General features: G+C 66.5%; 23 protein-coding genes. 7 read left to right on the top strand and 16 right to left on the bottom strand.

Going from position 1 to position 24,967, the window contains the following annotated elements; translation table 11 throughout:
* Positions 1 to 18: 18 nt before the first annotated feature.
* Together resB and ccsB are read left to right on the top strand one after the other, a co-directional pair.
* A complete protein-coding gene (gene resB / locus EWU68_RS04450; protein ID WP_238692316.1) occupies positions 19 to 1,644 on the top strand; it encodes a cytochrome c biogenesis protein ResB in 1,626 nt (541 codons plus the stop codon).
* Between the two features lie 79 nt (positions 1,645 to 1,723).
* Positions 1,724 to 2,824: a c-type cytochrome biogenesis protein CcsB gene (ccsB, locus tag EWU68_RS04455; RefSeq protein WP_129314726.1), complete on the top strand. Its 1,101-nt coding sequence runs from the start codon at positions 1,724 to 1,726 to the stop codon at positions 2,822 to 2,824.
* A 42-nt stretch (positions 2,825 to 2,866) separates the two neighbouring features.
* Here ccsB and EWU68_RS04460 read toward each other — a convergent pair whose 3' ends face one another.
* The gene (locus EWU68_RS04460; RefSeq protein ID WP_129314729.1) at positions 2,867 to 3,229 is read right to left on the bottom strand and encodes a PLD nuclease N-terminal domain-containing protein; all 363 of its coding nucleotides are present in this window, start codon (positions 3,227 to 3,229) and stop codon (positions 2,867 to 2,869) included.
* 76 nt (positions 3,230 to 3,305) lie between these two features.
* Here EWU68_RS04460 and EWU68_RS04465 point away from each other — a divergent pair, with 76 nt between their 5' ends.
* Entirely contained in the window at positions 3,306 to 3,599 is a 294-nt protein-coding gene (locus EWU68_RS04465) for a DUF4229 domain-containing protein (protein ID WP_129314732.1), read from the top strand.
* A gap of 62 nt (positions 3,600 to 3,661) precedes the next feature.
* On the opposite strand, the gene EWU68_RS04470 is transcribed toward EWU68_RS04465, so the two are convergent.
* The 7 genes from EWU68_RS04470 to gluQRS form a co-directional block, all read right to left on the bottom strand.
* Positions 3,662 to 4,981: a CynX/NimT family MFS transporter gene (locus tag EWU68_RS04470; RefSeq protein WP_162421309.1), complete on the bottom strand. Its 1,320-nt coding sequence runs from the start codon at positions 4,979 to 4,981 to the stop codon at positions 3,662 to 3,664.
* A gap of 4 nt (positions 4,982 to 4,985) precedes the next feature.
* Positions 4,986 to 5,861 (bottom strand): 1,4-dihydroxy-2-naphthoate polyprenyltransferase, encoded by an 876-nt coding sequence (locus EWU68_RS04475; protein WP_129314738.1) that lies wholly within the window; start codon positions 5,859 to 5,861, stop codon positions 4,986 to 4,988.
* Between the two features lie 101 nt (positions 5,862 to 5,962).
* Positions 5,963 to 7,174, bottom strand: a complete 1,212-nt coding sequence (locus tag EWU68_RS04480) for an AMP-binding protein (RefSeq protein WP_129314741.1) — start codon at positions 7,172 to 7,174, stop codon at positions 5,963 to 5,965.
* A 53-nt stretch (positions 7,175 to 7,227) separates the two neighbouring features.
* Positions 7,228 to 8,193, bottom strand: coding sequence for a 1,4-dihydroxy-2-naphthoyl-CoA synthase (locus EWU68_RS04485; protein WP_129314743.1), 966 nt, complete (start codon positions 8,191 to 8,193; stop codon positions 7,228 to 7,230).
* A gap of 84 nt (positions 8,194 to 8,277) precedes the next feature.
* The gene (gene putP, locus EWU68_RS04490) at positions 8,278 to 9,792 is read right to left on the bottom strand and encodes a sodium/proline symporter PutP (RefSeq protein ID WP_129314746.1); all 1,515 of its coding nucleotides are present in this window, start codon (positions 9,790 to 9,792) and stop codon (positions 8,278 to 8,280) included.
* Positions 9,793 to 9,917: 125 nt separating this feature from the next.
* On the bottom strand, positions 9,918 to 10,862 hold the full coding sequence (locus tag EWU68_RS04495) for an EamA family transporter (RefSeq protein WP_129314747.1): 945 nt from the start codon (positions 10,860 to 10,862) through the stop codon (positions 9,918 to 9,920).
* Positions 10,849 to 11,817, bottom strand: a complete 969-nt coding sequence (gene gluQRS, locus EWU68_RS04500) for a tRNA glutamyl-Q(34) synthetase GluQRS (protein ID WP_129314749.1) — start codon at positions 11,815 to 11,817, stop codon at positions 10,849 to 10,851. The genes EWU68_RS04495 and gluQRS overlap by 14 nt, the downstream gene beginning before the upstream one ends.
* A 103-nt stretch (positions 11,818 to 11,920) precedes the next feature.
* Here gluQRS and EWU68_RS04505 point away from each other — a divergent pair, with 103 nt between their 5' ends.
* Positions 11,921 to 12,826 carry an MBL fold metallo-hydrolase gene (locus tag EWU68_RS04505; protein ID WP_129314751.1) on the top strand — a complete coding sequence of 302 codons (906 nt, stop codon included), beginning with the start codon at positions 11,921 to 11,923 and terminating at the stop codon, positions 12,824 to 12,826.
* An 18-nt stretch (positions 12,827 to 12,844) separates the two neighbouring features.
* On the opposite strand, the gene EWU68_RS04510 is transcribed toward EWU68_RS04505, so the two are convergent.
* Positions 12,845 to 13,786 carry a phosphatase PAP2 family protein gene (locus EWU68_RS04510; protein ID WP_162421311.1) on the bottom strand — a complete coding sequence of 314 codons (942 nt, stop codon included), beginning with the start codon at positions 13,784 to 13,786 and terminating at the stop codon, positions 12,845 to 12,847.
* A gap of 151 nt (positions 13,787 to 13,937) precedes the next feature.
* Here EWU68_RS04510 and EWU68_RS04515 point away from each other — a divergent pair, with 151 nt between their 5' ends.
* Positions 13,938 to 14,969, top strand: coding sequence for an o-succinylbenzoate synthase (locus EWU68_RS04515; protein ID WP_193554032.1), 1,032 nt, complete (start codon positions 13,938 to 13,940; stop codon positions 14,967 to 14,969).
* 10 nt (positions 14,970 to 14,979) lie between these two features.
* Positions 14,980 to 15,399, top strand: coding sequence for a GNAT family N-acetyltransferase (locus EWU68_RS04520; protein WP_129314755.1), 420 nt, complete (start codon positions 14,980 to 14,982; stop codon positions 15,397 to 15,399).
* On the opposite strand, the gene EWU68_RS04525 is transcribed toward EWU68_RS04520, so the two are convergent.
* The 7 genes from EWU68_RS04525 to EWU68_RS04555 form a co-directional block, all read right to left on the bottom strand.
* Positions 15,350 to 16,441, bottom strand: coding sequence for a pyridoxal-phosphate dependent enzyme (locus EWU68_RS04525; protein WP_238692317.1), 1,092 nt, complete (start codon positions 16,439 to 16,441; stop codon positions 15,350 to 15,352). The genes EWU68_RS04520 and EWU68_RS04525 overlap by 50 nt on opposite strands.
* Positions 16,438 to 17,538 (bottom strand): GHMP family kinase ATP-binding protein, encoded by a 1,101-nt coding sequence (locus EWU68_RS13400; RefSeq protein ID WP_338049672.1) that lies wholly within the window; start codon positions 17,536 to 17,538, stop codon positions 16,438 to 16,440. The genes EWU68_RS04525 and EWU68_RS13400 overlap by 4 nt, the downstream gene beginning before the upstream one ends.
* Positions 17,430 to 18,671 carry an MFS transporter gene (locus EWU68_RS04535; RefSeq protein WP_162421315.1) on the bottom strand — a complete coding sequence of 414 codons (1,242 nt, stop codon included), beginning with the start codon at positions 18,669 to 18,671 and terminating at the stop codon, positions 17,430 to 17,432. Before EWU68_RS04535 ends, EWU68_RS13400 begins: the two co-directional genes overlap by 109 nt.
* Positions 18,672 to 18,706: 35 nt before the next feature.
* Entirely contained in the window at positions 18,707 to 19,525 is an 819-nt protein-coding gene (locus EWU68_RS04540) for a Rossmann-like domain-containing protein (protein WP_238692318.1), read from the bottom strand.
* Positions 19,522 to 20,556: an ABC transporter substrate-binding protein gene (locus EWU68_RS04545; protein WP_129314762.1), complete on the bottom strand. Its 1,035-nt coding sequence runs from the start codon at positions 20,554 to 20,556 to the stop codon at positions 19,522 to 19,524. Before EWU68_RS04545 ends, EWU68_RS04540 begins: the two co-directional genes overlap by 4 nt.
* A gap of 77 nt (positions 20,557 to 20,633) precedes the next feature.
* Positions 20,634 to 21,467 carry an ABC transporter ATP-binding protein gene (locus EWU68_RS04550; protein ID WP_129314764.1) on the bottom strand — a complete coding sequence of 278 codons (834 nt, stop codon included), beginning with the start codon at positions 21,465 to 21,467 and terminating at the stop codon, positions 20,634 to 20,636.
* Positions 21,464 to 22,525 (bottom strand): FecCD family ABC transporter permease, encoded by a 1,062-nt coding sequence (locus EWU68_RS04555; protein WP_129314766.1) that lies wholly within the window; start codon positions 22,523 to 22,525, stop codon positions 21,464 to 21,466. Before EWU68_RS04555 ends, EWU68_RS04550 begins: the two co-directional genes overlap by 4 nt.
* A 107-nt stretch (positions 22,526 to 22,632) precedes the next feature.
* Between EWU68_RS04555 and menD the strand changes: the two genes are divergently transcribed.
* Positions 22,633 to 24,480: a 2-succinyl-5-enolpyruvyl-6-hydroxy-3-cyclohexene-1-carboxylic-acid synthase gene (menD, locus tag EWU68_RS04560; protein WP_129314768.1), complete on the top strand. Its 1,848-nt coding sequence runs from the start codon at positions 22,633 to 22,635 to the stop codon at positions 24,478 to 24,480.
* The last annotated feature ends 487 nt before the right edge of the window (positions 24,481 to 24,967 follow it).

Consider the following 24,967-nt stretch of genomic DNA (forward strand, 5'->3'; position numbering starts at 1 on the left):
CTACCGAAGATGGATGGCATGAGTAACAAGAAGAAGGCAGCCAAGAAAGACGCTCCGGTCCTGGGGCTCATTGGCATGCTCAGGTGGGCCTGGACCCAACTGACCAAGATGAACACCGCGCTGTTCCTCTTGCTGCTGCTCGCGGTCGCCGCGGTCCCGGGATCAATGTTCCCCCAGAACATTCAGGACCCCCAGAAAGTCCAGGAGTACAAGGACTCCCACACCACGTGGGGCCCGATCGCCGACAAGCTGCAGCTCTTCGACGTGTTCTCCTCGGCCTGGTTCTCGGCCATTTACATTCTGCTGTTCATCTCTCTCATCGGGTGCGTCGTCCCGCGGACTATCAAGCACGCCAAGGCCTTCAGGGCCAAGCCCCCGCGAACACCGCGCAACCTCACACGCTTGCCGCAGCATCGCGTTCTGACCATCCCCGTCGACTCGGTCGAGGGAGGACTCACGGCCAACGGGGCGGTGCGCACCGCCAACAAGATCTTGCGCAAGCGTCATTACCGGACCGAAGTCCGTGAGGATTCCACGGCCCCGAGCGTCGGTGCGGAACGCGGCTACATTCGGGAAATCGGCAACCTGTTGTTCCACGCGTCCATGATCGGCGTGCTGGTCGGCGTGGCGATTGGCGGTCAGTTCGGCTACAGCGGGCAGAAGATCGTGGCCGAGGGAGAATCCCATGTGAACACCCTCATCAGCTACGACTCCTTCAAACCCGGGACCAATTACAACCCGGATTGGCTGCGCAACTTCTCGGTCACCCTGGACAAACTGAATGTCACCTACGACCGTGACAAGACGTCCTCGACGTACGGCCAGGACCTCAGCTACGACGCCCAGATGACGGTCAAGGACAGCCCCGGGGCGAAGGCAAAGAAGGAATCCCTCAAGGTCAACGAGCCGCTGAACATCGATGGCAACAATGTTTACCTCCAGGGCAACGGCTATGCCCCGATCGTGAAGGTCACCGGCGGCGACGGGAAGGTCGCCTACGAGGGCCCGGTCGTCTCCTTGCCGACGGACAAGGTCTTCACCTCGTCCATGGTCCTCAAGGTTCCCGACGCCGGGCCGGACCAGCTCGGTTTCGTCGGGATGTTCCTCCCGACCGCGGTGATCCAACCCGGCCAGATGCCGTACTCGGCAGACGCGGCTCCGGCGAATCCGGCCCTGGTCCTGTCCTCGTACTCCGGGGACCTCGGTCTCGACGACGGCAAGCCGCAGAACGTGTACGTGCTCGACACCGACAAGCTCAACGAGCTCAACTCGATGAAGTCGGAGAACGGCGGAATCGTGCTGACCGAGGAGAACAACAAGCTCGATCTTCCCGACAACAAGGGAAGCATCGAGTTCGAAGGGGTCAAACGGTACGCGGGCCTGGATATTCATTACGACCCGGGCAAGCCCGTGGTCCTGGTCTCCTTCCTGCTCGCCTTCGGTGGCCTGATCATTTCACTCTTCGTGGCCCGTCGTCGGTTGTGGGTCAAGGCCCGCGAGACGACGCTCGACGGGGGAACCAAGGCCGTCGTCGTGGAATACGGGTTGCTGGCGCGCGGGGAGGACCCGAGGCTTGCCGCAGAGGCCGACAAATTGACCGAAATCTTCGCCCAGGAATGGGGACTAGAATTCAGCGAGGGATAATTTCCTCGCATCGGACCGACTGGTCGCGGGAGTGCCCCCATCCGAGTCTCCCTCGCCTCGTCGTTCCAGAAAGGGAAGCATGACCATCAACGAGAACCTGGGCCAGTGGAGCGAAACCTTCATGCTGCTGGCCGCGGTGACCTACCTGGTGTCCTTCGTCGCCTTCACCTGGGACCTGGCGTCCCATTCCCGCGCCACGCGCAAGGCGGAGGCGGCTGCCGGCTCTGCCGATGAAACCGGCGTACCGGCCACGGTCGGGGCGAGCCCGGTCGCACGGAACAGCGAGAAATCAGGCTCGGGCGTCTCGGCGGCCGTCCTGGAAGGCGGGGGAGGTGGCAGCCGCGGTCGCGCCTACAACGCCCGGACCAGGGCCAAGCTGAACAACTACGTCGCCGACGATTCGATGACCTATACGGGGGAACGGCGGGTGGCCGCACGCGTCGCCGTCGCCGTCATGATCATTGCGTGCGCGATCCACGTGATCGGCGTCGTGACCCGCGGACTGGCCGCCGGCCGTGTTCCCTGGGGCAACATGTACGAGTTCTGCACCACGGGCGCACTCGTGGTCTCCGTGGTATTCCTCGTCGCGCTGATCTTCCGTGACCTGCGTTTTGTCGGGGCACTGGTCACCGGGCTGTCCCTGATCATGATGGTCGCCGCCACGATCGGCTTCCCCACGCCCGTGGGCCACCTCAAGCCCGCTCTGCAGTCCTACTGGCTCGTGATCCACGTATCGGTGGCCGTCATGGCCTCCGGCGTCTTCACCATTACGTTCGCGATGGCCGTGCTCCAACTGATCCAGTCCCGGCGGGAACGGAAGCTGATCGAAGGGGAAAAGGCCGGACTGGGCTTCATGCGCCTGGTCCCGTCATCCCAGGCGCTCGAGAACTTCGCCTTCCGTCTCAACACGGTGGGCTTCGTGATGTGGACCTTCACCCTGGCCATGGGCGCAATCTGGGCCAACAAGGCCTGGGGGCGTTACTGGGGCTGGGACACCAAGGAAGTGTGGACCTTCGTGATCTGGGTCGTCTACGCGGCGTACCTGCACGCTCGGGCCACACGCGGTTGGACCGGGCCCCGTTCCGCATGGTTGTCGATCATCGGCTACGGCTGCATCATCTTCAACTTCACCGCAGTGAACGTGGTCTTCAACGGGCTGCATTCCTACTCCGGCCTGTAGGAGCCGGCCTTCGGCCGCGCGGACCGTCCCCGGACGTGCCGGTCAGGACACGTCGGGGTCCGTATCGTCGCGGCCCTCTTCCCGACGGCGTCGCTCTTCGTCTCGCTTCCTGCGTTCGGCCTGCTGGTCCAGGAATTTGAGGTAGGCCTCGTCGTCGTCCGGAGCGCCCTCCGGCGGCAGGCCGTGATTGCCGGCGTCTGAGCGGCGCCCTGCCCTGTACCGTCGGAAACCGAAGACCAACCACAGCACCGGTCCGAGCACGGGGAATATCAGCGCGATGATGAACCACAACGCTTTGGGCAGAGCCACGATATGGCGCTTTTCCGTGCGGGCGATGTCGAGAAGGGCATAGATGGTCATGCCGACGACGACGGCCGCCGCGACGATGATCAGTACTGCTCGCATACATGTCAGCTTACCGGTGGCGTGCGGGCCAGGTCACTGAGCGGATCACCAGGTCCGGAGAGTAGACTCGGTGACCGTGAAATTCTTGTACTACACCCTGCTCCGCTTCGGCCTGATGGCCGTTGTCTTCGTAGCCTGCGTCTACCTGGGAACGGGCGCGATCCTGGCCGGGGTGTTCGCCATCCTCATCGCATTCGCCGTCGCATACCTGGGCTTTCCGAGGCTCCACGAGCAAGCCAGCAGGGACTTCGGACGGTTCTGGCGCAAGCTGCGCGGCAAGAAGACCAAGAGGACCGTGGAGGACGAGAACATCGAGGTCGAGGACCAGTACGTCGACGAACAGCTTCGTCGTGAAGGCCGCGACGTCTGACCGACGCGCAACCTGACGGCTCCGATTCCGTCACGACCCCACCGAGAGGGATTGGTTCGGGTCTAGGCCGTCGCGCCGATCTTGCGGTTGCGACCGGCAAGAGCACCTGCGATCAAATGGACCACCATGAGGGCCAGCAGGATCACGATGACCATGACCCAACCACCGAGAACGTCGGCGAACCATCCGGCGAGCAACGGACCCAGGGCTGCCATCAGGTAGCCGAGGCATTGGGACATGCCGGAGAGCTTCATCGTCTGGGCCGAGCTCATCGTCCTGAGACCGATCATGGCGAGGGAGAGCGAGAAGCTGCCACCGCAACCGATGCCGATGAACGAGGCCCACAGGGCCGCGGCCTGAGGCAGAACGAGAGCCCCACCCAGGGCGACGATCAGGAAACCCGCCATGATCATGGCGAGCCAACTCTGCGAGGCCCTCCGTTCGGCAAGGAAACTCACGCTCAGGTTCCCGAGGATGCCGAGCAACTGCATCAGGAACAGGTGGAATCCTCCGGTCGCGGGATCCATTCCCACGCTGGCCTCCACCGTCGGCAGCCAGTTGGCGGCCGTGTAGAAGATCAGCGACTGGAGTCCCATGAATATCGTGACCTGCCAGGCCAGCGGGGACTTGAGCAACGAGACCTTGCGCGATGCGTTCGGTTCGGCGGGCGATGGGATCGCAGGCATGGAACCGGTCATGGCCTTGGCGAGTGACCCCGAACGCTCGTACTCGCGGCGCCGGGTCGCACGTGTCAGGAAGAACCACCACACGGCGCACACGAGCGGCACGGCGGCCCAGATCGCCAGGGCCGAGCGCCACGACCCCGGCAGGGTGTGCGACAAAGGCGCCGTAATGCCTGAGGCGGTCGCGGCACCGACCGAGAGCACGGCCGTGTAGAGGCCGGTCATGAGGGACACGTGCTTCGAGAAATCACGTTTGACGATGACCGGAACAAGGACGTTCCCTGTAGCGATTCCGACGCCGATCAGGAGCGTTCCGACCCAGAGCCAGCCGATGCCGGGGGTCGATCTCAGAAGTATGCCCAGACCGAGGACCGCGAGAGCCACCAGGACCACCCGTTCGATCCCGATGCGTTGGGCGGGAATGGCCACGATGGGGGAGAGGATTGCGAAGGCCAGGAGCGGCAAGGCCCCGACCAGCCCGAGTCCACCGGATCCCAGGCCCGTGTCGTCGCCGATCAGGTGGAGAGCGGGTCCGACCGTGGTCAGCGCCGGCCTGAGACAGGAAGCGATGAGCAGGACAACGATGCACCACGCGGCCGTGACCTGGCGGGCACCTGAGGGGGTCGCGGGGCCGTCGGAAGCGGGAAGGTCAGGGTTCCGCGGACGGTCCGATGGGGAATTCTCGGGAGTGTCGGTCACCGGGTCATGCTCCAATGATTGACGCGACCAGAAGCAGGAGAGCGAACAGCAAACTCAGCAAACCGGTCTGTTTGAGGACGGGAATGAGCCTTCTCATGTCCGTGGCGGACAGAACGGTCCGGACGGCGGGCCAGGCCAGCGGCAGCGCCAGGAGGACCAGAAGGTTCCACGGATTCTCCGGGACCGTGAACAGCATCAGCGCGAAAGCGAGACCTACCTCTGCCGCGTAGGCCAGGCGAGCGCGGGAACCACCCAGCCGGACCGCGAGCGTGAGCTTTCCCGCTTCCGTGTCCGTGGGAATGTCACGCAGGTTGTTCGCCATCAGGAGTGCGCAGGCGATGAGACCCAGCGAAACCGAGGACACCACGGCGGTGAGCGACAACTGCGAGGCCTGGGTGAAGGTCGTGCCCATCGTCGCGACGAGACCGAAGTAGAGAAACACGAAAAGGTCGCCCAAACCCATGTAGCCGTAGGGGCGTCGTCCTCCGGTGTAGCCCCACGCGGCGAAAACCGCTGAGAGTCCGATGAGCAGGAACCACCATTGTCCGGTGATGACCACCAGCGCGAGCCCCGAGACCATGGCGAGACCGAAACAAGCGAAAGCCGCGAGCTTCACGTGCCGCGCGGGAGCGGCGCCAGAACCGGTCAGGCGCATCGGGCCGACACGGGAATCGTCCGTGCCCTTGATCCCGTCCGAGTAGTCGTTGGCGTAGTTCACGCCGATCTGGAGGAACAGGGCCACCAGCAGCGCAAGAACGGCGCAGACCGGTCGGAACTGCCACAGGTGGACGGCCGCGCCTGTGCCGGCGATGACGGGAGCGACGGCCATGGGCAACGTACGCAGGCGTGCTCCCTCGACCCACTGTGCAACGGTTGCCACGTGCGCTCCTCTCGGTGTGCCGGGCACGCTCGCGCCGGGCGGAAAGCTTGGGATGACAATTCATTGTCTCACTTCGGCGGAATCGCGCCAGTCGGACGCGTTCACTCCATGGCGTCCGGGGCCAGCAGTCGGTGCACTTCCGTCCGGTCCGGCTTCCCCGTGCTGGTCTGCGGCAGGCGGTCCAGGACCCGGATGGTCTTGGGCGCCGCGGCCCGGCCGAGGTCTTGGCGGACACGATCGGCCAGGCTGGTCACGTCGGGCTCCCGGTTCGGTCTGCGCGAGACGGCCGCCCGAATTTCCTGGCCCCATCGTGGACTCTCGACGCCGACGACGACGGCCTCCCGCACGGACGGGTCCTGTTCCAGGACGGCGGCCACGGCACGGGCCGAAACCTTGACCCCGCCGGTGAGGATGACGTCGTCCGCCCGCCCGGCGACGGAAAGCCCTTCACGGTCGGAGAACGTGCCGAGATCATCGGTCCGGTACCACCAGGTGCCGTCCGGACTGCGGCGGAAGGAGCTGGCCGTCCGCTCGGGATCGCCGAGATAGCCCGAGGCGACGGTCGGCCCGCCCAACCAGATGCGTCCCGGGGCCGAAGGATCGGTGGCGGGCTCCACGGCAACGTGAGTCCCTGGCAAGGGATGTCTGTCATACACGCACCCTCCCGCCGTCTCCGCGCTGCCGTAGGTCTCGACCAGGGGGATGCCCAGCTGACCGCAATCGCGCAGGAGTGCCGTCGAGGCCGGCGCTCCGCCCAGCAGAATCGCGTCGAAACTTCTCAGCGCCTCGAGTATTTCGCTCTCGAGGGCGGCGTCGGTCTCCGCTTCCTCCACCAAGGTGTGGAGCTGCGTCGGGACGAGTGAGGTCATCCTGTGCCCAGAGGGCAGGCGGTGTGCGGCGTCGAGAAAATCGCGCGCGGTGAAGCGGCTGCCGTCCCGAACGGATGCGGTCGCCGCGGGCCGGGTCGCGGCGAGAACCGAGCGGGCCACGACTTGTGCCCCGGCGACGTAGTGCACGGGCAGCGCGAGCAACCAGTGGGCGCCGCCGTCGGTGCCCGTTGCCTTCTCGGTAGCCAGCCCCGAGGCCCTGAGCGCTCCCGCGGACAGGACCGTCTGCTTCGGGCGCCCCGTGGAACCCGAGGTGCTCACCACGAGCGCCGCCACGTCTTCGCCGATTCTGGTCTCGCGCGTGATCGTCCGGGAGAGGGAGTCGCGGAGGCGCTCGACGTCGACGGACCCCGGCCCGTCGAGGAAGACCGCAACCTCGGAGGCCTCGGGAACAGCAGAAACGGGGGAGAGCTGAGAAAAATCCATGGCGTCTCCAGCCTAGTCGTGGTCCCTGGTCGCTCGACCGCGGCCGGGATTCGTCAGAAGTAGTAGGGGAACGCACTCCAATCGGGATCCCGCTTCTGCAGGAAGGCATCGCGCCCTTCGACGGCCTCGTCCGTCATGTAACCCATGCGCGTGGCCTCACCGGCGAAGACCTGTTGCCCGACCATGCCGTCGTCGGGAAGGTTGAAGGCGAATTTCAGCATGCGGATGGCCTGCGGGGACTGGCGTGCGATGTCGGCGGCGCACTCCAGGGCGGTGCTCTCGAGCTCGGCATGGGGTACAACCTGATTCACGGCACCCATCTCGTGCATGCGCTGGGCGTCGTACTCCCTGGCCAGGAAGAAGATCTCGCGGGCGGCCTTCTGGCCGACCTGACGCGCCAGAAGGGCCGATCCGTACCCGGCGTCGAAGGACCCCACGGTGGCGTCGGTCTGCTTGAACTTGCCGAATTCGCGCGATGCGATCGTCAGGTCGCAGACGACGTGGAGGGAATGTCCGCCGCCGGCGGCCCAGCCGGAGACGACGGCAATGACCACCTTCGGCATGGTGCGAATCAGACGTTGCACCTCGAGAATGTGCAGGCGGCCGGCCCGGGCCGGGTCGATCGAGTCAGCGGTCTCGGACTCGGCGTACCGGTAGCCGTCCCGTCCACGAATCCGCTGGTCCCCACCGGAGCAGAAAGCCCACCCGCCGTCTTTCGGGGAGGGCCCGTTGCCGGTCAGCAGCACGGTACCGACGTCGCTGGTCATCCGGGCGTGGTCCAGGACCCGGTACAACTCGTCCACGGTTCCCGGACGAAAGGCATTGCGCACTTCGGGGCGGTCGAAGGCGACCCGGACGCACGGAAGGTCTCTCACGATGCGTCCCGTCGCGTCCCTTTCGACCTGACGGTGGTAAGTGATGTCCTCGAGGTCCTCGAAGCCTTCGACCGTTCTCCAGCGGTGGGGGTCGAAGACGTCGGACACGGATTCGGGCAGCGCGGAGTTCTCGGTCGTAGTCATCAGTGCGATTCTAGCCGGCACGGAAAAAACCTGCCCGCTCGGGTGCACCCGAGCGGGCAGGCCGCGCGAGAAGAGGACATCGGGTCAGCGGGCCGAGGCCAGCTCCTTGGCCTCGGCGAACTCGCGTTCCACGCGCTCCGACGGGCGGTGCGTCATCAGCGAGACGACGACGCCGACCACGAGCGCGGCGGCGAACCCGGGGACAATCTCGTAGAGCGCGAGGATCCCCGTCGACTCCGGATCCTGGATCGCGTACCGCCACACGATCGTGACCACGGCGCCGACGATCATCGAGCAGAGTCCTCCCGAGGCCGTGAGTTTCCTCCAGAACAACGACAGCAGCATCAACGGACCGAAGGCCGCGCCGAAACCGGCCCATGCAAAGGCGACGAGCTCGAGGACCGCGGAGTCCGAGTCGAGGGCGATCAGGGCCGCGATCACGGACACGGTCAGGACCGCGCCGCGCGACATCCACAGCTGGACCTTGGGGGTGGGCCGCCGCTTGATGAGCAGCATGGCCAAGTCTTCGACCGCGGCGGAGGAGGAAACCACGAGCTGTGAGGACACCGTGGACATAATCGCCGCGAGCACGGCGGCCAGCACGAAACCGGCGGCGAGCGGGTGGAACAGGATCTGGGAGAGGTCCAGGAAGACTGTCTCCGCGGATTTCGAGTCGGTCAGGCTGGCTTCAGGATGGGTCGAGAAATAGGCGATGCCGGTCAGTGCCGTGGCAATCGTGCCGACCACGGACAGGACCATCCAGGAGATGCCAATGCGGCGTCCGGTCGGCGCGTCCTTGGGAGAGCGAAGGGCCATGAAGCGCACCACGATGTGCGGTTGGCCGAAGTATCCGAGCCCCCACGCCAGCGAGGAGATCACTCCGATCGCGGTGGCCCCGCTGACCAGTGAGAGAGCGTCCGGATTGGCCTCGGAGACGGCGTTCAGGACATGACCGGGACCGCCGAACTGGATGACGGCAACGACGGGAACCATGACCAGTGCGACGAGCATCAGGAGCCCTTGCGCCACGTCCGTGAAGGTCGCGCCCAGGAAGCCGCCGAAGAACGTGTAGAGCACCGTGATCGCGGCGATCACGATCATGCCCACGTGGTAATTGCCGTCGAAGGTGGTCTGGTAGAACTTGCCGCCGGCGACCATGCCCGAGGAAACGTAGAAGATGAAGAAGATCAAGATGATGAGCCCGCAGGTCACGCGCAGGACCCGACTCGAGAGGCCATCGGCTTTGAGGCGGTTGTCGAAGAACGAGGGGATCGTGATCGCATTCCCCGAGACTTCGGAATAGGCGCGCAGGCGCGGGGCCACCACTTTCCAGTTGACCCACGCGCCGATGGTCAGGCCGATGGCGATCCAGGCGTCGAGGAGCCCGGAGACGTAGATGGCACCGGGCAGGCCCATGACGAGCCAGCCGGACATGTCGGAAGCGCCCGCGGACAGCGCCGCGACTCCGGGTCGGAGGGATCTGCCTCCGAGCATGTAGTCCTCGTTGTCAGTGTTCTTGGTGCTGGCCCACAGGCCGATGGCGATCATCCCCAGGAAATAGATCCCCAGGGCGATGTACTGGAATGTCTGGTCGGACATTGTCGTATTCTCCGGTGCGTCGATTGACGAGTGCAGTCCTCGGGCGTGACGGGAGCCACGAGTTCAGCACCCGAGTATGCCAGATCACGCGAAGGATGGGGAGAATCTGAAGGAATGCGCAGGAGTCATTCCCGTGGCGTCTGCGGCATCTGGGCCGTACGGATGACCTGCAACGCCTCGGTGTGCGTGGTGATGACGGCCGCCGAACGATTGGCTCGCCATGTGACGGCCGCGCCGGACAGGACGATCAACGCGATGCCGATATAGGCCGAGGCCGAGAGCAACTCACCGAGGAGGGCGAGCCCGACCAAGGACGAGACCACGGGATCCAGGGAGAAGAAGACCCCGACGACCGCAGGGTTGGTCATGGTCGCCGCGAACGCGTCGCAGGAAAAGGCCAGAGCGAGACCCACGGCACCGATGAACACGGCGATGCCCCAGTCGCCCACGGTCATGTGGGGGAGGGCCAGCGCCGTCGCCGGGGACCACATGATGGCACCGATCGCGATCGACACGGAGAGTCCGCGGATGCCGGCGGTCGCTTCTGTCCCGCTGCCGATCTTGCCGGACAGCAGCGTGTAACCCGTCATGGACGCGGCGGCCATGACGGCGAAGACATATCCCAGAAGATCCGTGCTCCCGAAGGTCGGCCCGGCGATCAGAACAACGCCCGCCAGGGCCCCTACCGCAAACAGGCCGTCCTTGAACTTGCGCACGCCGAACATGGCCACGGCGAAGGCTCCGAGGTACTCGATCGTCACGGCCACGCCCAGGGGTATGCGATCCACCGCGAGGTAGAAGAACACGTTCATCAGAGAGGAGACGACGCCGTAGGAGACCACGGAGAGCCAGTCCCTTCGGGTGAACCGCCAGAATTTCGGCCGAGCGATGAGCAGCAGGACGACGGCGGCCGTCGTCATCCGCAGGCCGGACACCGAGACGGGGCTGAACTTCTCGAAAAGGGTCGTGGCCACCGCGGACGTGGTCTGGATGCCGGTCGAGCCGATGAGCACGGCGATCAGAGCGGTGGTTCCCCGATGGCGCCGCGGAATGCGTTCAGTCAGAGACACGGGGCACCTCCGCCGCGGGATCGAGGACAGTCCAGGGGTCCAGCGAGATCGTTTCCGGGTCGAAGACCTCCAGCATCTGCGAGGCCGACTCGGGAAGGGCCCCGGCGTCGTCGGTCCGCAGGCTCCGGAGCGGCATCGAGGAGGCGATCATGCGCACGATCTCGGCGGGAGCCACCCCGTTGTCCCGGAGCTCGGCCACGGTGACGGCCCCGTCGCGCTTGGCCAGCCGCTTGCCCTCCCGATTCAGGGCGAGCGGAACATGGACGTAGTCCACGCGGCCGAGCCCCAACAGGGAGGCAAGACAGGACTGCCTTGGGGCGGAGGAGAGCAGATCATCGCCGCGCACCACCTGGTCGATGCCTTGAAAATGGTCGTCGACGACCACGGCCAGGTTGTAGGCCGCGCGTCCGTCATTGCGGACCAGAACCATGTCGTCCACCATCCCCGTGTACTGGCCGGCGTAGCGGTCAAGGACCGTCCATTCGCGGGTTTCGCTGCGCAGCCGGAGAGCCGCCGGACGTGACCGTGCGCGTTCGGTCCGTTCGTCGGCGGTCAGAGTGCGGCACGTGCCGGGGTAGGCGCCGGGGGCACCGTGCGGGGCGGAGGAGGCCTCCTGGATCTCTCTCCGGGTGCAGAAACACTCGTAGACCATTCCGCGTTCGCGGAGACGGGCGACGGCGTCCTCGTACGCGACCGTGCGCGCCGACTGGATCAACGGTTCGCCGTCCCAATCGATGCCGAGTGCCTCGAGGTCGTCCATTTGGCGCTGGGCGGAGCCTTCTCTGACGCGGTCGAGGTCTTCGATCCTGAGACGGAAGGCGCGCCCCGTGGACCGAGCGAACAGCCACGCGTAGAGAGCGGTGCGCAGGTTTCCGAGGTGAAGGTCTCCCGACGGCGACGGGGCGTAACGGCCCGCACCAGAGGGGGAGGCAGACACATCGGAGGGGGAGAGCATGGTCCCATCGTAACGAGGCGGGCAAGGCCCGATCGCATCGGGCGAACGAGGGTTTTCGGATACGGTCGCCCTGTGATCCATTCGGATCAAGTACCGTAGGCATATGGCTCGAACACAAGAAATTGCCGACGGGATCTACGTCATCGCGACCGATGACTACCGTTTGAACACCGGATTGATCCTTGGCGCGGACAAGGCCATGGTCATCGACACGGGTGCCGGCCCCCGCCAGGGCGCCGAAATCTTCCGTGCCGCTCGCAAGATCACGGACCTTCCGTTCGTGGTCGTGAATACCCACGCGCACTACGACCACTTCTTCGGCAATGCCGTCTTCGCGGCGGACGGCACCACCGATTTCTGGGCCCACCCCAACGCCGAGCGTGCGATGGAGCGCTACGCCGACCGCCAGCGCGGCTACGTGGAGACCTTGGAACCGGAAATGGCTCATCACCAGGGGCCGAACACCGACATCATCCCGCCGACCCGCCTCCTTCCGGGTGATGGCGGACGCGCCTCATTCACCCGCGTCGACCTGGGAGACCGGGCCGTGACGCTGTTCTATCTGGGACTCGGACACACCGACAATGACGTCCTCGCGGGTGTCGACGAAGTCCTGTTCACGGGAGACATCGTGGAACAGGGTGCCGACCCCGCTTTCGACGATTCCTTCCCGGAGGTCTGGGTCCAGACCCTGGCCACGGTCGCCGGCCTGGACCGTTACCACGTCTTCGTCCCGGGACACGGAACCCCTGTGGAGCGCACCTTCGTGCAGCGCCAGTCCGAAACCATGAGGGAAGCGATCGACAGGATCGCGGCGTCGACCTCGAATCCGGAGGCCGGACCCACGACCGCGGCGATGTACAAACTTCCCTACGACGCCGGGGTGACCCGTATTCTGCTGGACCGCCTGGCCTACCTCGAGGAAAAGGGAATGATGGGCGAGGACCTGTCCGTGGAGGACACCCCGACCGGCGTGACCGGCCCCATCACCACGGGCGAGCACGCTTAGACGGCCCGCCCAGGCGGGTCAGTACGACCACACCTTCGTGTAGGGCCGTTCTTCGGTCGGTTGCTTGCGCCTCAGGAGCCAGACGAGCAGGGCCGTGGACAGGAGTCCGACGGCAAAGATCAGGCACAGGCTGCCCAGTAGAGCGGCCCCCGCGAAGTGCTGCTGGGCCGCGATCATGTACGTGGCCACCGCGCAGAAGGCCAGGAAGAGCCCGGTGATGACCATCAGCGGAATCAGGAGCATCCCGGTGTGACGGGTGCTCGCGGTGTCCTGGTCCTCGGCCGGAACGAACCGAAGCACGAGCAAGGCCAAGGCCGTCCAGGCAGCGACCACGAACAGCGCGGCGACGACGTCGGCCGGCCGGTGCCATTCGTTGATCACGGTGGCAACCCCCGCGAGAGTCCCGAACATCAGCATGACCAGTGACATGAACGGGCGCCATTTCTTGGGCGCCGCGATGAACAGTGCCGCTCCGGCCGCCGCGGCGAACGTCGTGTGGCCCGACGGCAGGGAATTCATGGTCGCTTCCTGGACGCCGTAGTTCGGCTTGGCCAGGATCAGGTACTTGAGCGCCTGGGTCGTCCCGTTGGCCCCCGCGGCCATGGCCAGCCCGATCACGGCGGGCAGGAACCGGTGCCTGCGAACGAGGACGAAAAGGATCCCGATGACCGCCAGGACACCGGCTATGGCAGGGAGAGCGTTGAGCAGGTGATCCGAGTCCCTGCTGTACCGGCGGAGGTTGTTGCTCACCTCGGAGGTTGCGGTCTGGTCGATCCATTGGCCGGAATAGCTGTAGAGGAATGCCCATACCGTGCCCCACAGGCCGAAGAGCATGATGCCGATCACGACCAGGTGCTTGATGACGACCCCGACCGTCGGCGGGTGGAAGGTTCCGCGCCTCGTGGAAGGCCAATCGCGTACAGGCGTCTCGCCCTGATCTCGCGTTGGCTCGGTACTCATTGGCCCAGGACCCCCTGTACGTTGTGTCAATCCACCCATTGCAGTTCAGCATGCCAGTGCGACCTGCCCGTTCGTCGGAATTTTCCTGAGCATTTCCTGGGCGGTGGATCCTCGAATGGCCTCGGTCCTGGAGAAGGTGCACAGTGGATCCATGAGCTTGCGAGAACTGCCCCTCCTGGAACAGCTTGAAGACACCGCGGTCGTGGTCTCCGTGCCGCTCAATGTGCGGTTCCGAGGGGTCGAGCACCGGGAAGCGCTCTTGGTCCGAGGCCCCCAGGGGTGGGGAGAATTCTGCCCGTTCCTCGAGTACGGTCCCGACGAATCGGCCCGGTGGTTGGCCTGCGCGATCGAGACCGCGTGGGAACCTGCCCCGGAAGCTCGTCGCGACCGTATTCCGGTCAACGCGACCATGCCCGCCGTGGGCCCCGAGAGGGTCCCGGAGGTTCTGGGGCGCTCCCGCGGGTCGGTGCGTGAGGTCAAGATCAAGGTCGCCGAGAAGGGGCAGAGCCTCGCCGACGACGTCGCCCGCGTGCGTGCGGTCCGGAGGGCCGCACCCGATGCCGTGCTGAAGATGGATGCGAACGGAGGCTGGGACCATCGGGAAGCCCTCGAGGCGCTCCGCGCTCTGGCCGAATTCGAACCCGCCTACGTGGAACAGCCGGTTGCCGATATCGAAGGGCTGGCTCGTCTGCGCGAGGCGGCCGACAAGGAAGGGCTGCGAGTGCCTGTCGCGGCCGATGAGTCCGTGCGCAAGGAATCCGACCCGTTGAGAGTCGCTCGCCTCGGGGCCGCGGACCTGATCGTGGTCAAGGCTGCGCCCCTGGGCGGACCGCGGAACGCCCTGGACATCATCGAGAACGCGGGGCTCCCGGCCGTCGTCAGCTCGGCGTTGGAGACGTCCGTGGGAATGTACAGCGGCCTCGCGCTGGCGGCGGCCCTGCCGCGGCTGGAGCACGGTTGCGGGTTGGGTACCGCCTCGCTCCTGGCGGGGGACCTGACCGCCGATCCGTTGATCCCCGAGGACGGCTGCCTTCCGGTGCGCCGGGTCAGTCCCGACCCGGGGCGACTCGACGAGTTCCGGGCGGACGGTGGGCGCCGTGACTGGTGGATGAAAAGATTGAGCGACAGTTATCAGCGGCTACTGGCCCGTGGCGAGCGATCGGGCGACGCGGGCCACGAGTGAGGAGCAACGCATGCACCAGGACTACCGGTTGATCATGGTGGCACCGCCGGTCGCGGACTACGTGCGGCTACGGGCCGAAGCCGGACTCTCACCGAAGACGGAAGCACAGGCGGCACCGGCGCTGACCGGGTCCTGGGCCTGGGCGCACGTCGAACACCGCTCCACCGGTGAGGTGGTGGGCATGGGGCGGGTCCTCGGCGACGGCGGCTGGTACTTCCACATCGCCGACATGGCGACCCTCCCCGCCCACCAGGGGAGAGGTATCGGGCGGGCCGTCATCACCTCCCTGATCGACAGGATCCGGGAGCACGCCCCGGACGACCCCTACATCACGCTGATGGCCGACGAACCCGGCCGTCCCCTGTATCGCAGCGTGGGCTTCAGGGACGCGATGCCCCACTCGATGGGAATGGTTCTGCCTCGCGAGTGACCGACCCTCCCCAGTGAACGGCAGACCAGGGCAACCGCGGTGATTCGCGCGGGGAGCCCAGCACCTGGGGTTCGAAGACGGACACGTCCGGCACGTCATCGGCGTCCTCGTAGACGTCTTCGAGGTACCGATGACCCGTGTCCGGGCACGTCATGAGGGTGCAGTGTGCTGAGGAAGCTCGATCTCGGCCCAGGTAGTCGGCCACCGCGTAGGCCGCCCCGGAGCTGAGCCCGGCAAAGAGCGCATGCCTCCTGCACAGAGCGAGGGTGCCCGCGCGTCCTACCTCGTATGAGACCCAGTGGACGGAGTCGTAGAGCTCGTGCCGGACGTTGTCGAAGGGAATCGAGCTGCCAATGCCCGCGATCAGCATGTCCGGGTCCTCCACGTCCTCCGAGCCGAAGGTCACCGACCCGAAGGGCTGGACCCCCACGAGACGCACCGTCAGCCCCGAGGCAGCCAGCCCGAGACCGAGCGCCCCGCTGGAAACCCCGGATCCCACTGGAGCCACGAGGTCCACGGAACGGTACCCACGGCCCCGCAACAGGTCGCCGCACCGAGTCGCAATGGGCTGATAGCCCGCGTAGTGGACGGCGTCGTGGTACTGACGCATCCAGTGCCAGTCCGGATGCGCCTCGATCAGCTCGCGAACCCGCGCGACGCGTCGGTCCTGATCGGCCCGGAGGGAGGTGCTGGGCGGCATCTGTTCGAGTTCGACGCCCAGCAGGTCCAATTGCACGCGGAGGGTCTGGTCGATCGTCGTCGAGCCGATGATGCAGCAGCGGAGCCCCAATTCGTGACAGGCCATGGCCAAAGCGCAGGCGTAGATCCCGCTCGACGAATCGATGACCGTGCCGCCTCGCCGGATGGTGCCGCGACGCATGAGCTCGAGCAGTGCACCCCGGGCGGACCGTGCTTTCATGACCTCGAACCGGAGGGCGAAGAGATCGGGGGACAGCTCGATGACATCCGGGGCCCCCAGTGCCACGCCGGCGTGCGGAGCTATGGCCTGCGGAAGATCGGAGGCGGTGATTTCGTTGCTCAAGGGTCCTCCCCAAGAAAGTGCGCGGTCGAGTCGAAACCGGCGGCGTCCAACGCCCGCCGAGCCCGGAGGATTCGCTGGTCAACCGCCGCATCGGCCGGGTCGTACATGACCGAGCAGACGGTTCCGCTGTGCGCGACCTGAACCCCCACCCCGCCGGTGCGTTCGCAGATCTCGAGCACACGGGGAAGGTCGGGTTTGGGCAGGTACCGCTGATTGATCAACGCGGAGTCGGTCGCGACTCCGCCCAGAATCCTCGTATTGCCCGTGCGCACGGCCGTCTCCATTGCGCTCGTCAAACGAGCGAATTCGGCATGCTCGTCGGACGTATAGGCGGGCGGACTCACCCCCAGCGTGTCCACGGGCTGACCTGGCAGTCGGCACCCCACCAGCCGAACGGGCGGCAGGGGACGGTCCCACCGGCGCAGCACCTCCGCGTGGCGCTGGGCGAAGAGAACGGGCGTGGTGTCGAAGGCCAACGGGTCCGAGGCCGTCTCCGCCTGGACCGCGATCGCGCTGACGTGCAGGTCGTCCAGGGGCAGTCCGCAACAGTCGCAGACCGCTCGAATGGTCGCGACGACGTCGGCGGTCGAGGAGCCCATCCCACAACCTCGCGGAAGGTCGCTGCGCAGCTGCAGGGTGCCGCCCGGCGGCCGAGGAAGACCAAGGTCGTCGCAGGTTCGAAGCACGATCTCCGCGGCCCTCACGGATTTGCCGCGGGTACCGTCCGCGTGTACTCCGCGGTGCGTGCGATGGGGTCGGAATACGGCGGAGGCTCCATGCCGCGGCAAGGGAATCGTCACGAGGGCGGGTACGACCTCGGACCGGCGTGGGCTCCAGGCGACTCCCTGGAGGAGTTCACCGTGGTGGCCCCTGCAGAAGCCTCGCCCCGGTTGAAACTCGCCCGAGCCGACGCCTGGACCCGATCGGAGGACGGTTGCGCGAGCCCCACGCATTCCTCCGACGGTTGGGCGATCCGATCCGGGGCCGATCATGATCGTTCCCTCCGATATTCGACATTCAGCCGACGTGCCGCCGCCAGGGACGCAAAACAGGCGCCGGCCGTGAGGCCGGCCAGGACGAATCCGGCCCCATGCCATCCCCACGCCATGGCGCCGAGACCCGCGACGGACGCGCCAAGGCATACGCCGAGGCTCTGTCCGGCGCCGTTGAGTCCGAGAACCGTTCCCCGATGGCCGCCCGACTGCCTGACCAACAAGGTCGTCATCGCGGCCGCCAGGACGGCGTGCGAGACACCCAGGGCGGCGGTCGCGAGGAGTGCCGCGGGCAGATGGTCGGTGAGGAACAGAACGAGGACCGCGACGGCACCCACCATCGCGGCGACGGCCCCCGCGATCGCTGTGACCACCGGATTGTCCGCCCGGCGGATCGCGAAGCCGCCGAACCAGTTGCCCAGGAAGAAGGAGAGCCCCGACAGGGTCCACACCAGTGAAAACACTCCTGCGCCCAGGTGGAAGCGCTCGTCATAGAGGACCGCGAGGTACGCGAGTTGGCCCATGAATGCGGCGGTGCGCAGGGCCGAGGCCGCGAGAAGCATCGGGACCGAGGCCAGGGTCGAGGCGATCCGGAACGATCGCAGGTATCCGGTGCCGGGACCATTGCGGTCGGCCGTCGAATGCTCAGCCGAGGCCGGCCGAGCCAGGAACAAGGCCATGGCGAGAGCGGAGCAGAGGACGGCCGTCGCGATCAGATCACCCCGCCACCCCCACCAGACTGCGGGTCCGGCCAGGAGTGGGGCGGAGAGAACAGCCGTCAGGGTCATTACCGCCGAGACTTGGGTGGCTGCCCGGCCCGACGTCGACTCGTCGTCGAACCTGTCCGCGGCCATGGCCGAAGCGGCCGGGTTGAGCACCGAGGTTGCCGCCCCGACGAGGAGGCAGAACAGGGCCCATGCCCAGACGGGCCCGACCAGCCCGACGACGCACGCGGCGGCCAGGAGCAGCAACGACCAGATCACCGCTGACCGGCGGGGCACACGGTCCAGCAAGGGGGCACAGGTCAACCCGACCAGGAGCGCAGCAACGCCACCGACGCCCCGAAGGCTGCCCATCAGCGTGGCGTCGTGGCCACTGTTCCTCGTGATATCGACCAGGAAATTGGAGTAGATCGTGAATGGCACCAGGCCGAGGGCGCAAGCCCCGAGGAGGGGCCAGATCCTGGTCGCGATGGCCGCGTCGTTCAGAGAGGCATCCGTTGTCGATGCTTGGTTCATGGGTCGTCCTTGCTTGGGGGTTCGTGTCCGACCGGTCATGGCACTCGGTAGATGTGCAGAAGGGTCTCGTCCGCGCTGAACTGGGAAAAAGGGAAGTGCTCGGCGCTCAGGGCAGACACCCCGCGTCCCAGGAACTCACGAGCGACGGCCGACCCCGATTGGGCGTACAGCGCGAGAGGCAGGGAGCGGTCGATACAGCGATGTCGTATTCGGTCGAAGCTTCCGTTTCCGAGTGTCATGCCGGTCGCGATGACCGCATCCGCTTCGTCGAGAACCTCGTCCATATCGTTCGTGACGGGATCTCCCCACTGCGTGAACTGCATACCGAAGTCACACGGCAGGGGCTCTCCTCCGCGTTCCCGGATCGCCGCGACCAGCGGATTGACCACCCCGATGAGGGCCACCCGGTCTCCGGAACCGATGTCCAGGAGACGCGCCACGGCGTCGTCGCGCGCTTCGGCACGCTGGTCGGGAGTCCCGGGAGGAAGGCGGACTGACTGTGCCCGGTCATCGTCCCGGTGAGGGCGGCGCGCCGCCAGCCATCCGTCCAGGGCCGCCAACCGGATCGGAGACCGGGAATCCTGCAACAGGTCACCGACCGGGCGACCGGACAGGTCGGAGACGTCCGGTCCCAGTTCTCCGGCCTCGACGGCGCAGGCGCCGAAAGCGTTTTCGACTCTGACAAGGACGTACTGGTTCCGATAGAGCTGGTCTCCTGCGGCAAGCCTCGTTCCGTGCTGGACGTAGAAGACGCTGCGGGCGATCAGGGGCTCCGAAGCGGAGCGCTCGTGAAGCAGCACGTGGTGGCGGAGGTCGTCCACCGAATCAATGTCCTGGTCCATGACCGGGTTCACCGCAGCCCCCTCTCCCTGAGGTACTCGGAGAGCTTTTCGGCGGCCTCGATGTTGCGGGGACCGGCCACCGCTTCGCCATAGTCCATGACGTAGATGTTGTCCTCTCGGACCGCGGGGGAGTCCTTGATGGGCGACTCGTTCTTGAGGTAGTCGATTTTGTCCTCGACCGGCTGCTTGTTGTAGTCCACGACGACGATGGCCTGGGGATCGGCGGTGACCACCGACTCCCAGCCGACGGTGTCCCACCGCGCATCGACATCCGAGGTCACCGACCGTGCGCCGGCCAGCTCGACCACCGAATTCGTGGCCGTCCTCTTCCCCGCCGTGTACGGCTCACTGGTCCCGGAGTCGTACACGAACACACGGCTCTGGTCCTCCGGGCGTGGGTCCTCAGCGAGTTTCTTCCTGCGCTGCTCCAGATCGGAGACCAGAGCGTCGGCCCGGTCCTGGACGTCGAAGATGGTGCCGAGGTCTTTCAGATCCTGGATCGTCGCATCGATGGGCTCCGGGTCGGAGGTGTCGGATTTGTAGTTGTAGCAGGTCTCGTTCTGCATGTATGCGTTGATGCCGACCTTGGCCAGGGAATCAGGCGTGACCCCTCGTTCTTCGCTGAAGCCCGCCTGCCAGCCGGCGAAGACCCAGTCGGCCGAGGCGCTGACCAGGGACTCCTGGCTGAGCACGGAGTCCGAAATCGTCTCGACCTTCTGGTAGTCATCCCGGTACGGGGATTTGTCGATCACGCTGCTGACGGTTTTGGGCAACACGATCCCGCGCATCCGATCGGCCAGGCCCAGGGAGAACATCTTCTCGATCGCGGAGACGTCGTAGGCCACCGCCTTGCCCGGGGACGGATAGGACGTCGTCTGACCGCAATTGGTCACGGACTTCTTGGGGGCGCCCGAGCCGTCTTCCTCGACGGAGGCGCCGCATCCGGACAGGAGCAGCGCACTCACGATTCCGGCCGAGCACCACATGGCTCGGCGACGTCGGGCCCTGTCGGTGACGTGTGCGGGTCTGGAATGGGGGACCATGGATCTCCTTCATTGGGGGGTGAGGTGGACGGGACATGCCCGGAGCGGGCGGGGGCGTCGTCGTTCGTCGGGTCGATTCACCACGGGAACAGGAAGTGCGGGGCGCCGTTGTCCGGGCGGGTCGTCACGAGGGGGCGGACCGCATAGACCTTTTCGATCAGGTCTGCGTCGAGGCGCGCGGTGGGTGGGCCGTCGGCGACGATGCGGCCTCGGTCCATGACAACGACCCGGTTGCACGCGCTCGCGGCGAGGTTCAGGTCGTGCAGGGCCATGATGATGCCTGGTGGACGCGTCGACGTGCCGGTAGGGGATTCGTCGTCACTCGGGTTCGGTCCTCCTGGGGCCGTCGTCTGGTGGGCCAGTTTCCGCAGGAGTCCGACGAGCTCGACCTGGTACCTCAGATCAAGGTGGTTGGTGGGTTCGTCGAGCAGAAGGTAAGGGGTCCGTTGCGCCAGTGCCCGGGCAAGGAGGGTCCGCTGGCGTTCGCCGCCCGAGAGTCCCAGAAAACTCCGGTCGGCCAGGCACTGGACCCCGGTCCGGGCCATGGCCGTGGCAACGACCTGCTCCGTCCGGCAAGCCGGCGTCGGGTGAGCCGCGGCCCCGAGCGCGACGACCTCGGCCACCGTGAAATCGAGGTCTCCCCGTTCCTCCTGGGGCAGCGCTGCGAGGAGCGACGCCGACTCCCGGAAGGACAGCCGGTCCATGCGGGAACCGTCGATCAGAACGGCGCCGCTGCTCGGCCGGAGCGCACGGTACAGAGCCTTGAGCATCGTTGATTTGCCGCAGCCATTGGGGCCGACCAGACCCACGACGTCGCCGGGGCTGATCGTGAGGGAGACTTCCCTGACGACGTCGCGGCCGGCCACCGGGATCGAGACCTCGTCCAGGACGAGTGCGTCGTTCACCTTCATCGCGCACCTCCGAAGACATATCCCCGCCGTCGAATGAGCAGCACGAAGACGGGAACGCCGATCAGCGCGGTCATCACGCCGAGGGGAAGTTCCCTGGGCGGGACCGCGAACCGACTCAGCAGATCGACCCAGACCATGAACACGGCGCCGAACAGTGGGGCCAGAACCGTGGCAGGCCTGTGCGCGGGGCCGAGAACGATGCGCGTCAGGTGGGGGATCACCAGGCCAACGAATCCGATGGTGCCCGCGACCGAGACGAGCGTGGCCGTTCCGATCACGGTGAGCAGGAAGAGGCGGCGTCTCAAGGCCTCGGGATCGACGCCGAGGCTCGCCGAGGACCCGTCACCCATCGAGAGGACGTCCAGGTCAGGAGCTCGATACCACAGGTACGCGATGACGCCGAGCGTGACCGCCCCCGCCAATGGAAGTTGTGCCCATGACGCTCCGCCCAGGGAACCGAGCATCCAGAACATCACGGTCCGGGCGGCGTCGCCCTTCGCATCGAAGAAAACGATCGCGGACATGAGCGCCTGGAATCCGAAGGAGAGGACCACGCCTGTCAGGATCAGCCGTACCGGGGCGATTCCGCCCGAGGAGCGCGACAGGGCGTATACCAGCACCGAGGCGATGAGGGCCCCGACGAATGCGGCCGCCGACAACGCGTACACGCCGAAGGAAGACAGGATCCCCCAGGATACGACGGCGCTTGCACCCACCGAGGCGCCCGAGGAGATGCCGAGGATGAACGGATCGGCGAGTGGATTCCTGACCATGGCTTGGGCGGCGATCCCCAGGGCGCTGAGTCCGGCCCCGACCACGGCAGCCATGACCGCCCTCGGGGTCCTGATCTCCGCGACGACGGTGTATTCGGTCACGTCGGAAGAGCTGATAGCTCCTCCCGTGACTGCCGACCAGAGGTAGGTTGCGGTCCGGCCGAGAGGGATCGACGCCGCACCCCAGGAAATGGCCAGCAGCAGGGAGAGCACGAGGAACGCGCCCAGTCCGCAGGCCAGCAGCACGCGACAGCGGTGGTTCGTGCGCAGAGATGAATGGGTCATAGGTTAATAATGATAATCATTCTCAATAAAAAATCCAGGTGCGACGTGGCGGGACGACTGGGACGGTCGTCGAGAGGGGAAAACTCGGATTGCCGCCGCGGCGTAAAATGGTCAGGGTGACTTCTTCAGACTCCCAGCTCGACGCGTTCCTCACCGCGGTATCCGTGCTGGATTCCCTCATCCGATCCGGAATGCGCGAGGTGGTCCTGGCCCCCGGGTCCCGTTCGGCCCCATTGGCCTACGCGCTCGCGGCGGCTTCGGAGGCCGGCGTCGTCGAAGTCCATGTCCGCATCGACGAACGGACCGCCGGATTCACGGCCCTGGGCATGGCCAAGGCATCGGGGCGACCGGTCGGAGTGGTCACGACGTCGGGCACGGCCGTCGGTGAGCTGATGCCGGCGGTCATGGAAGCCAATCACTCCGAAGTTCCCCTCGCGATCCTTTCCGCGGACCGGCCCCCACGCCTCCGGGGAACGGGAGCCAACCAGACCACCTGGCAGCAGGGGCTCTACGGGGTCCACGTGCGGGCGTCCGCGGATCTTGTGTCCTATCCCGAACCGGAGCCGGGGGACCAGACGGTGGCTTTCACCGAGTGTCTCGCGGCGCTGACGGGCCGGGATCCTGCCGCTTGGGATCGGCCGTCGAATCGCCCGCTGGGGCCAGTGCAGATCAACGTCGCTTTCGACGTGCCCCTGACTCCCGAACCGCGAATGCGCGACACACTGCGTGCCTGGGCCGACTCCGTGACGGATCTGAGTGCGCCGGTCGCGCCCCGTAGGGCGGATCGCACGGTGACCGAGGCCCTGGACGATTCGGAGCATGAGGAGACGGCGGCTGCCGCTGTAGCGGGCTCGGCCGCGGCGTCGGTGGCGCCTGGCGCCGAGGCGGTCAGGACCGTCGTCGTCGCCGGGGACGGGGCCGGTCCTCTGGCCCGCATGTTCGCGGAGGCAGCCGATCTGCCCCTTTTGGCCGAGCCCTCGTCGGGTGCCAGAAGCGGACCCAATGCGGTGGGTGCATATCAGTTGCTTCTCGAGGGGGAGATGGGGGACCAGATTGAACGCGTCGTCCTGTTCGGCCGCCCGACGCTCTCCCGCTCCGTGGACCACCTGCTCCATCGGGACGACGTCGAATCAGTGATTTACCTGCCCCGTCCCGTGGCGTGGGCCCTCCCGGACCGGCGACCCGAGACCCCCGTGGAAACGCTCGTCGAGGCGCGGCGGTTCGCCGGGCGCCCTCCGAGCTCGTGGCTCGAACGGTGGCATGCCGAGGACGCGCGCGCGGACAGCGACCTGCAGCGGGCGCTGACCGCGGCGCGGGATCGTAACGGCCGTCTCAACGGTCCTCTGGTTGCCCGAGCAGTTCGAGAGGCCATGGCCGACGACGGCCTCGCGCTCGTCTGCGGATCCTCCAACCTGATTCGCGATCTAGACCTCGTGCCGATCGACCCGCAGACCGCTTACGACCCGATGGTGTGGTCCAACCGTGGGCTGGCCGGCATCGACGGGACCGTGGCAACCGCTTCGGGGATCGCTCTCGCGCGTCGGGAGCCCCTGCGTCTCCTGCTGGGCGACCTCACCCTGTTGCACGACGCCGGCTCCTTGCTCTTCGGACCGGGCGAGACGGTCCCGGACCTGCAGATCATCGTTTTCAACGACTCCGGCGGTGGCATCTTCTCGACGCTCGAACACGGCAACATCGCCAAGGCAGACGGGTGGGCCGGTGCCGTCGAACGGTTCTTCGGCACCCCGCACGACGCCGACGTCGAACGTCTGGTCACGGCCCACGGCCATCGCTACATGCAGGCCGACGACGAGGACGCGCTGCGCGCGGCCCTGGCCACCCCGATTCGGGGGATCAGCGTGATCGAGGTCCGTGGTACGCGAGAAGGGCTGGCCGAGGAACGGGCCGAGTGGAAGAACATCGTCGCCCGCGATTCCCACCCGGGCAGCCATTAGGCCCGGAGGGGTACGGGCCGCGGCCGCGTTGGGTGGCGGGTTCAGGTGTTGAGGGGCGCTTCATCTCCCGCCCTCACCCCCCCGCGTTGGGTGGTGGGTCCCGGTTCTGAACGGCGTTACATCTCCGGCGTTGGGTGGCGGTTGCCTGTTTCGGTGGTGCGGACCTCCGTCAGGAGGGGGCTAAAGCGCCACATCAGGAGGACAACCGCCTCCCGATCGAGTAACCGCCTCCTGATCTGACCGCGATCGCTCGCCGACGTCGTCGATAATCGTCGGTAACCGCCCCGCAATCCGGTAAAGCCCACAGCGCGGCACCCCGGGACCGCGAACGACGTCGTTCGCACCCTGCGACTCCCCTCGAGGCGGCAATTCCGTGCACCTGAGGCCCCCGCCACGTGGCGAAGTGGCAGTCTTGTGCAGTTTTTGCGGTCAAATGCGCACGCCACTGCCACCTCGCGCCGGAGGGGCGCACGCCGCTGCCACCTCG

It is taken from the genome of Rothia koreensis, assembly GCF_004136575.1.
Taxonomy (GTDB): Bacteria; Actinomycetota; Actinomycetes; order Actinomycetales; family Micrococcaceae; genus Rothia; species Rothia koreensis.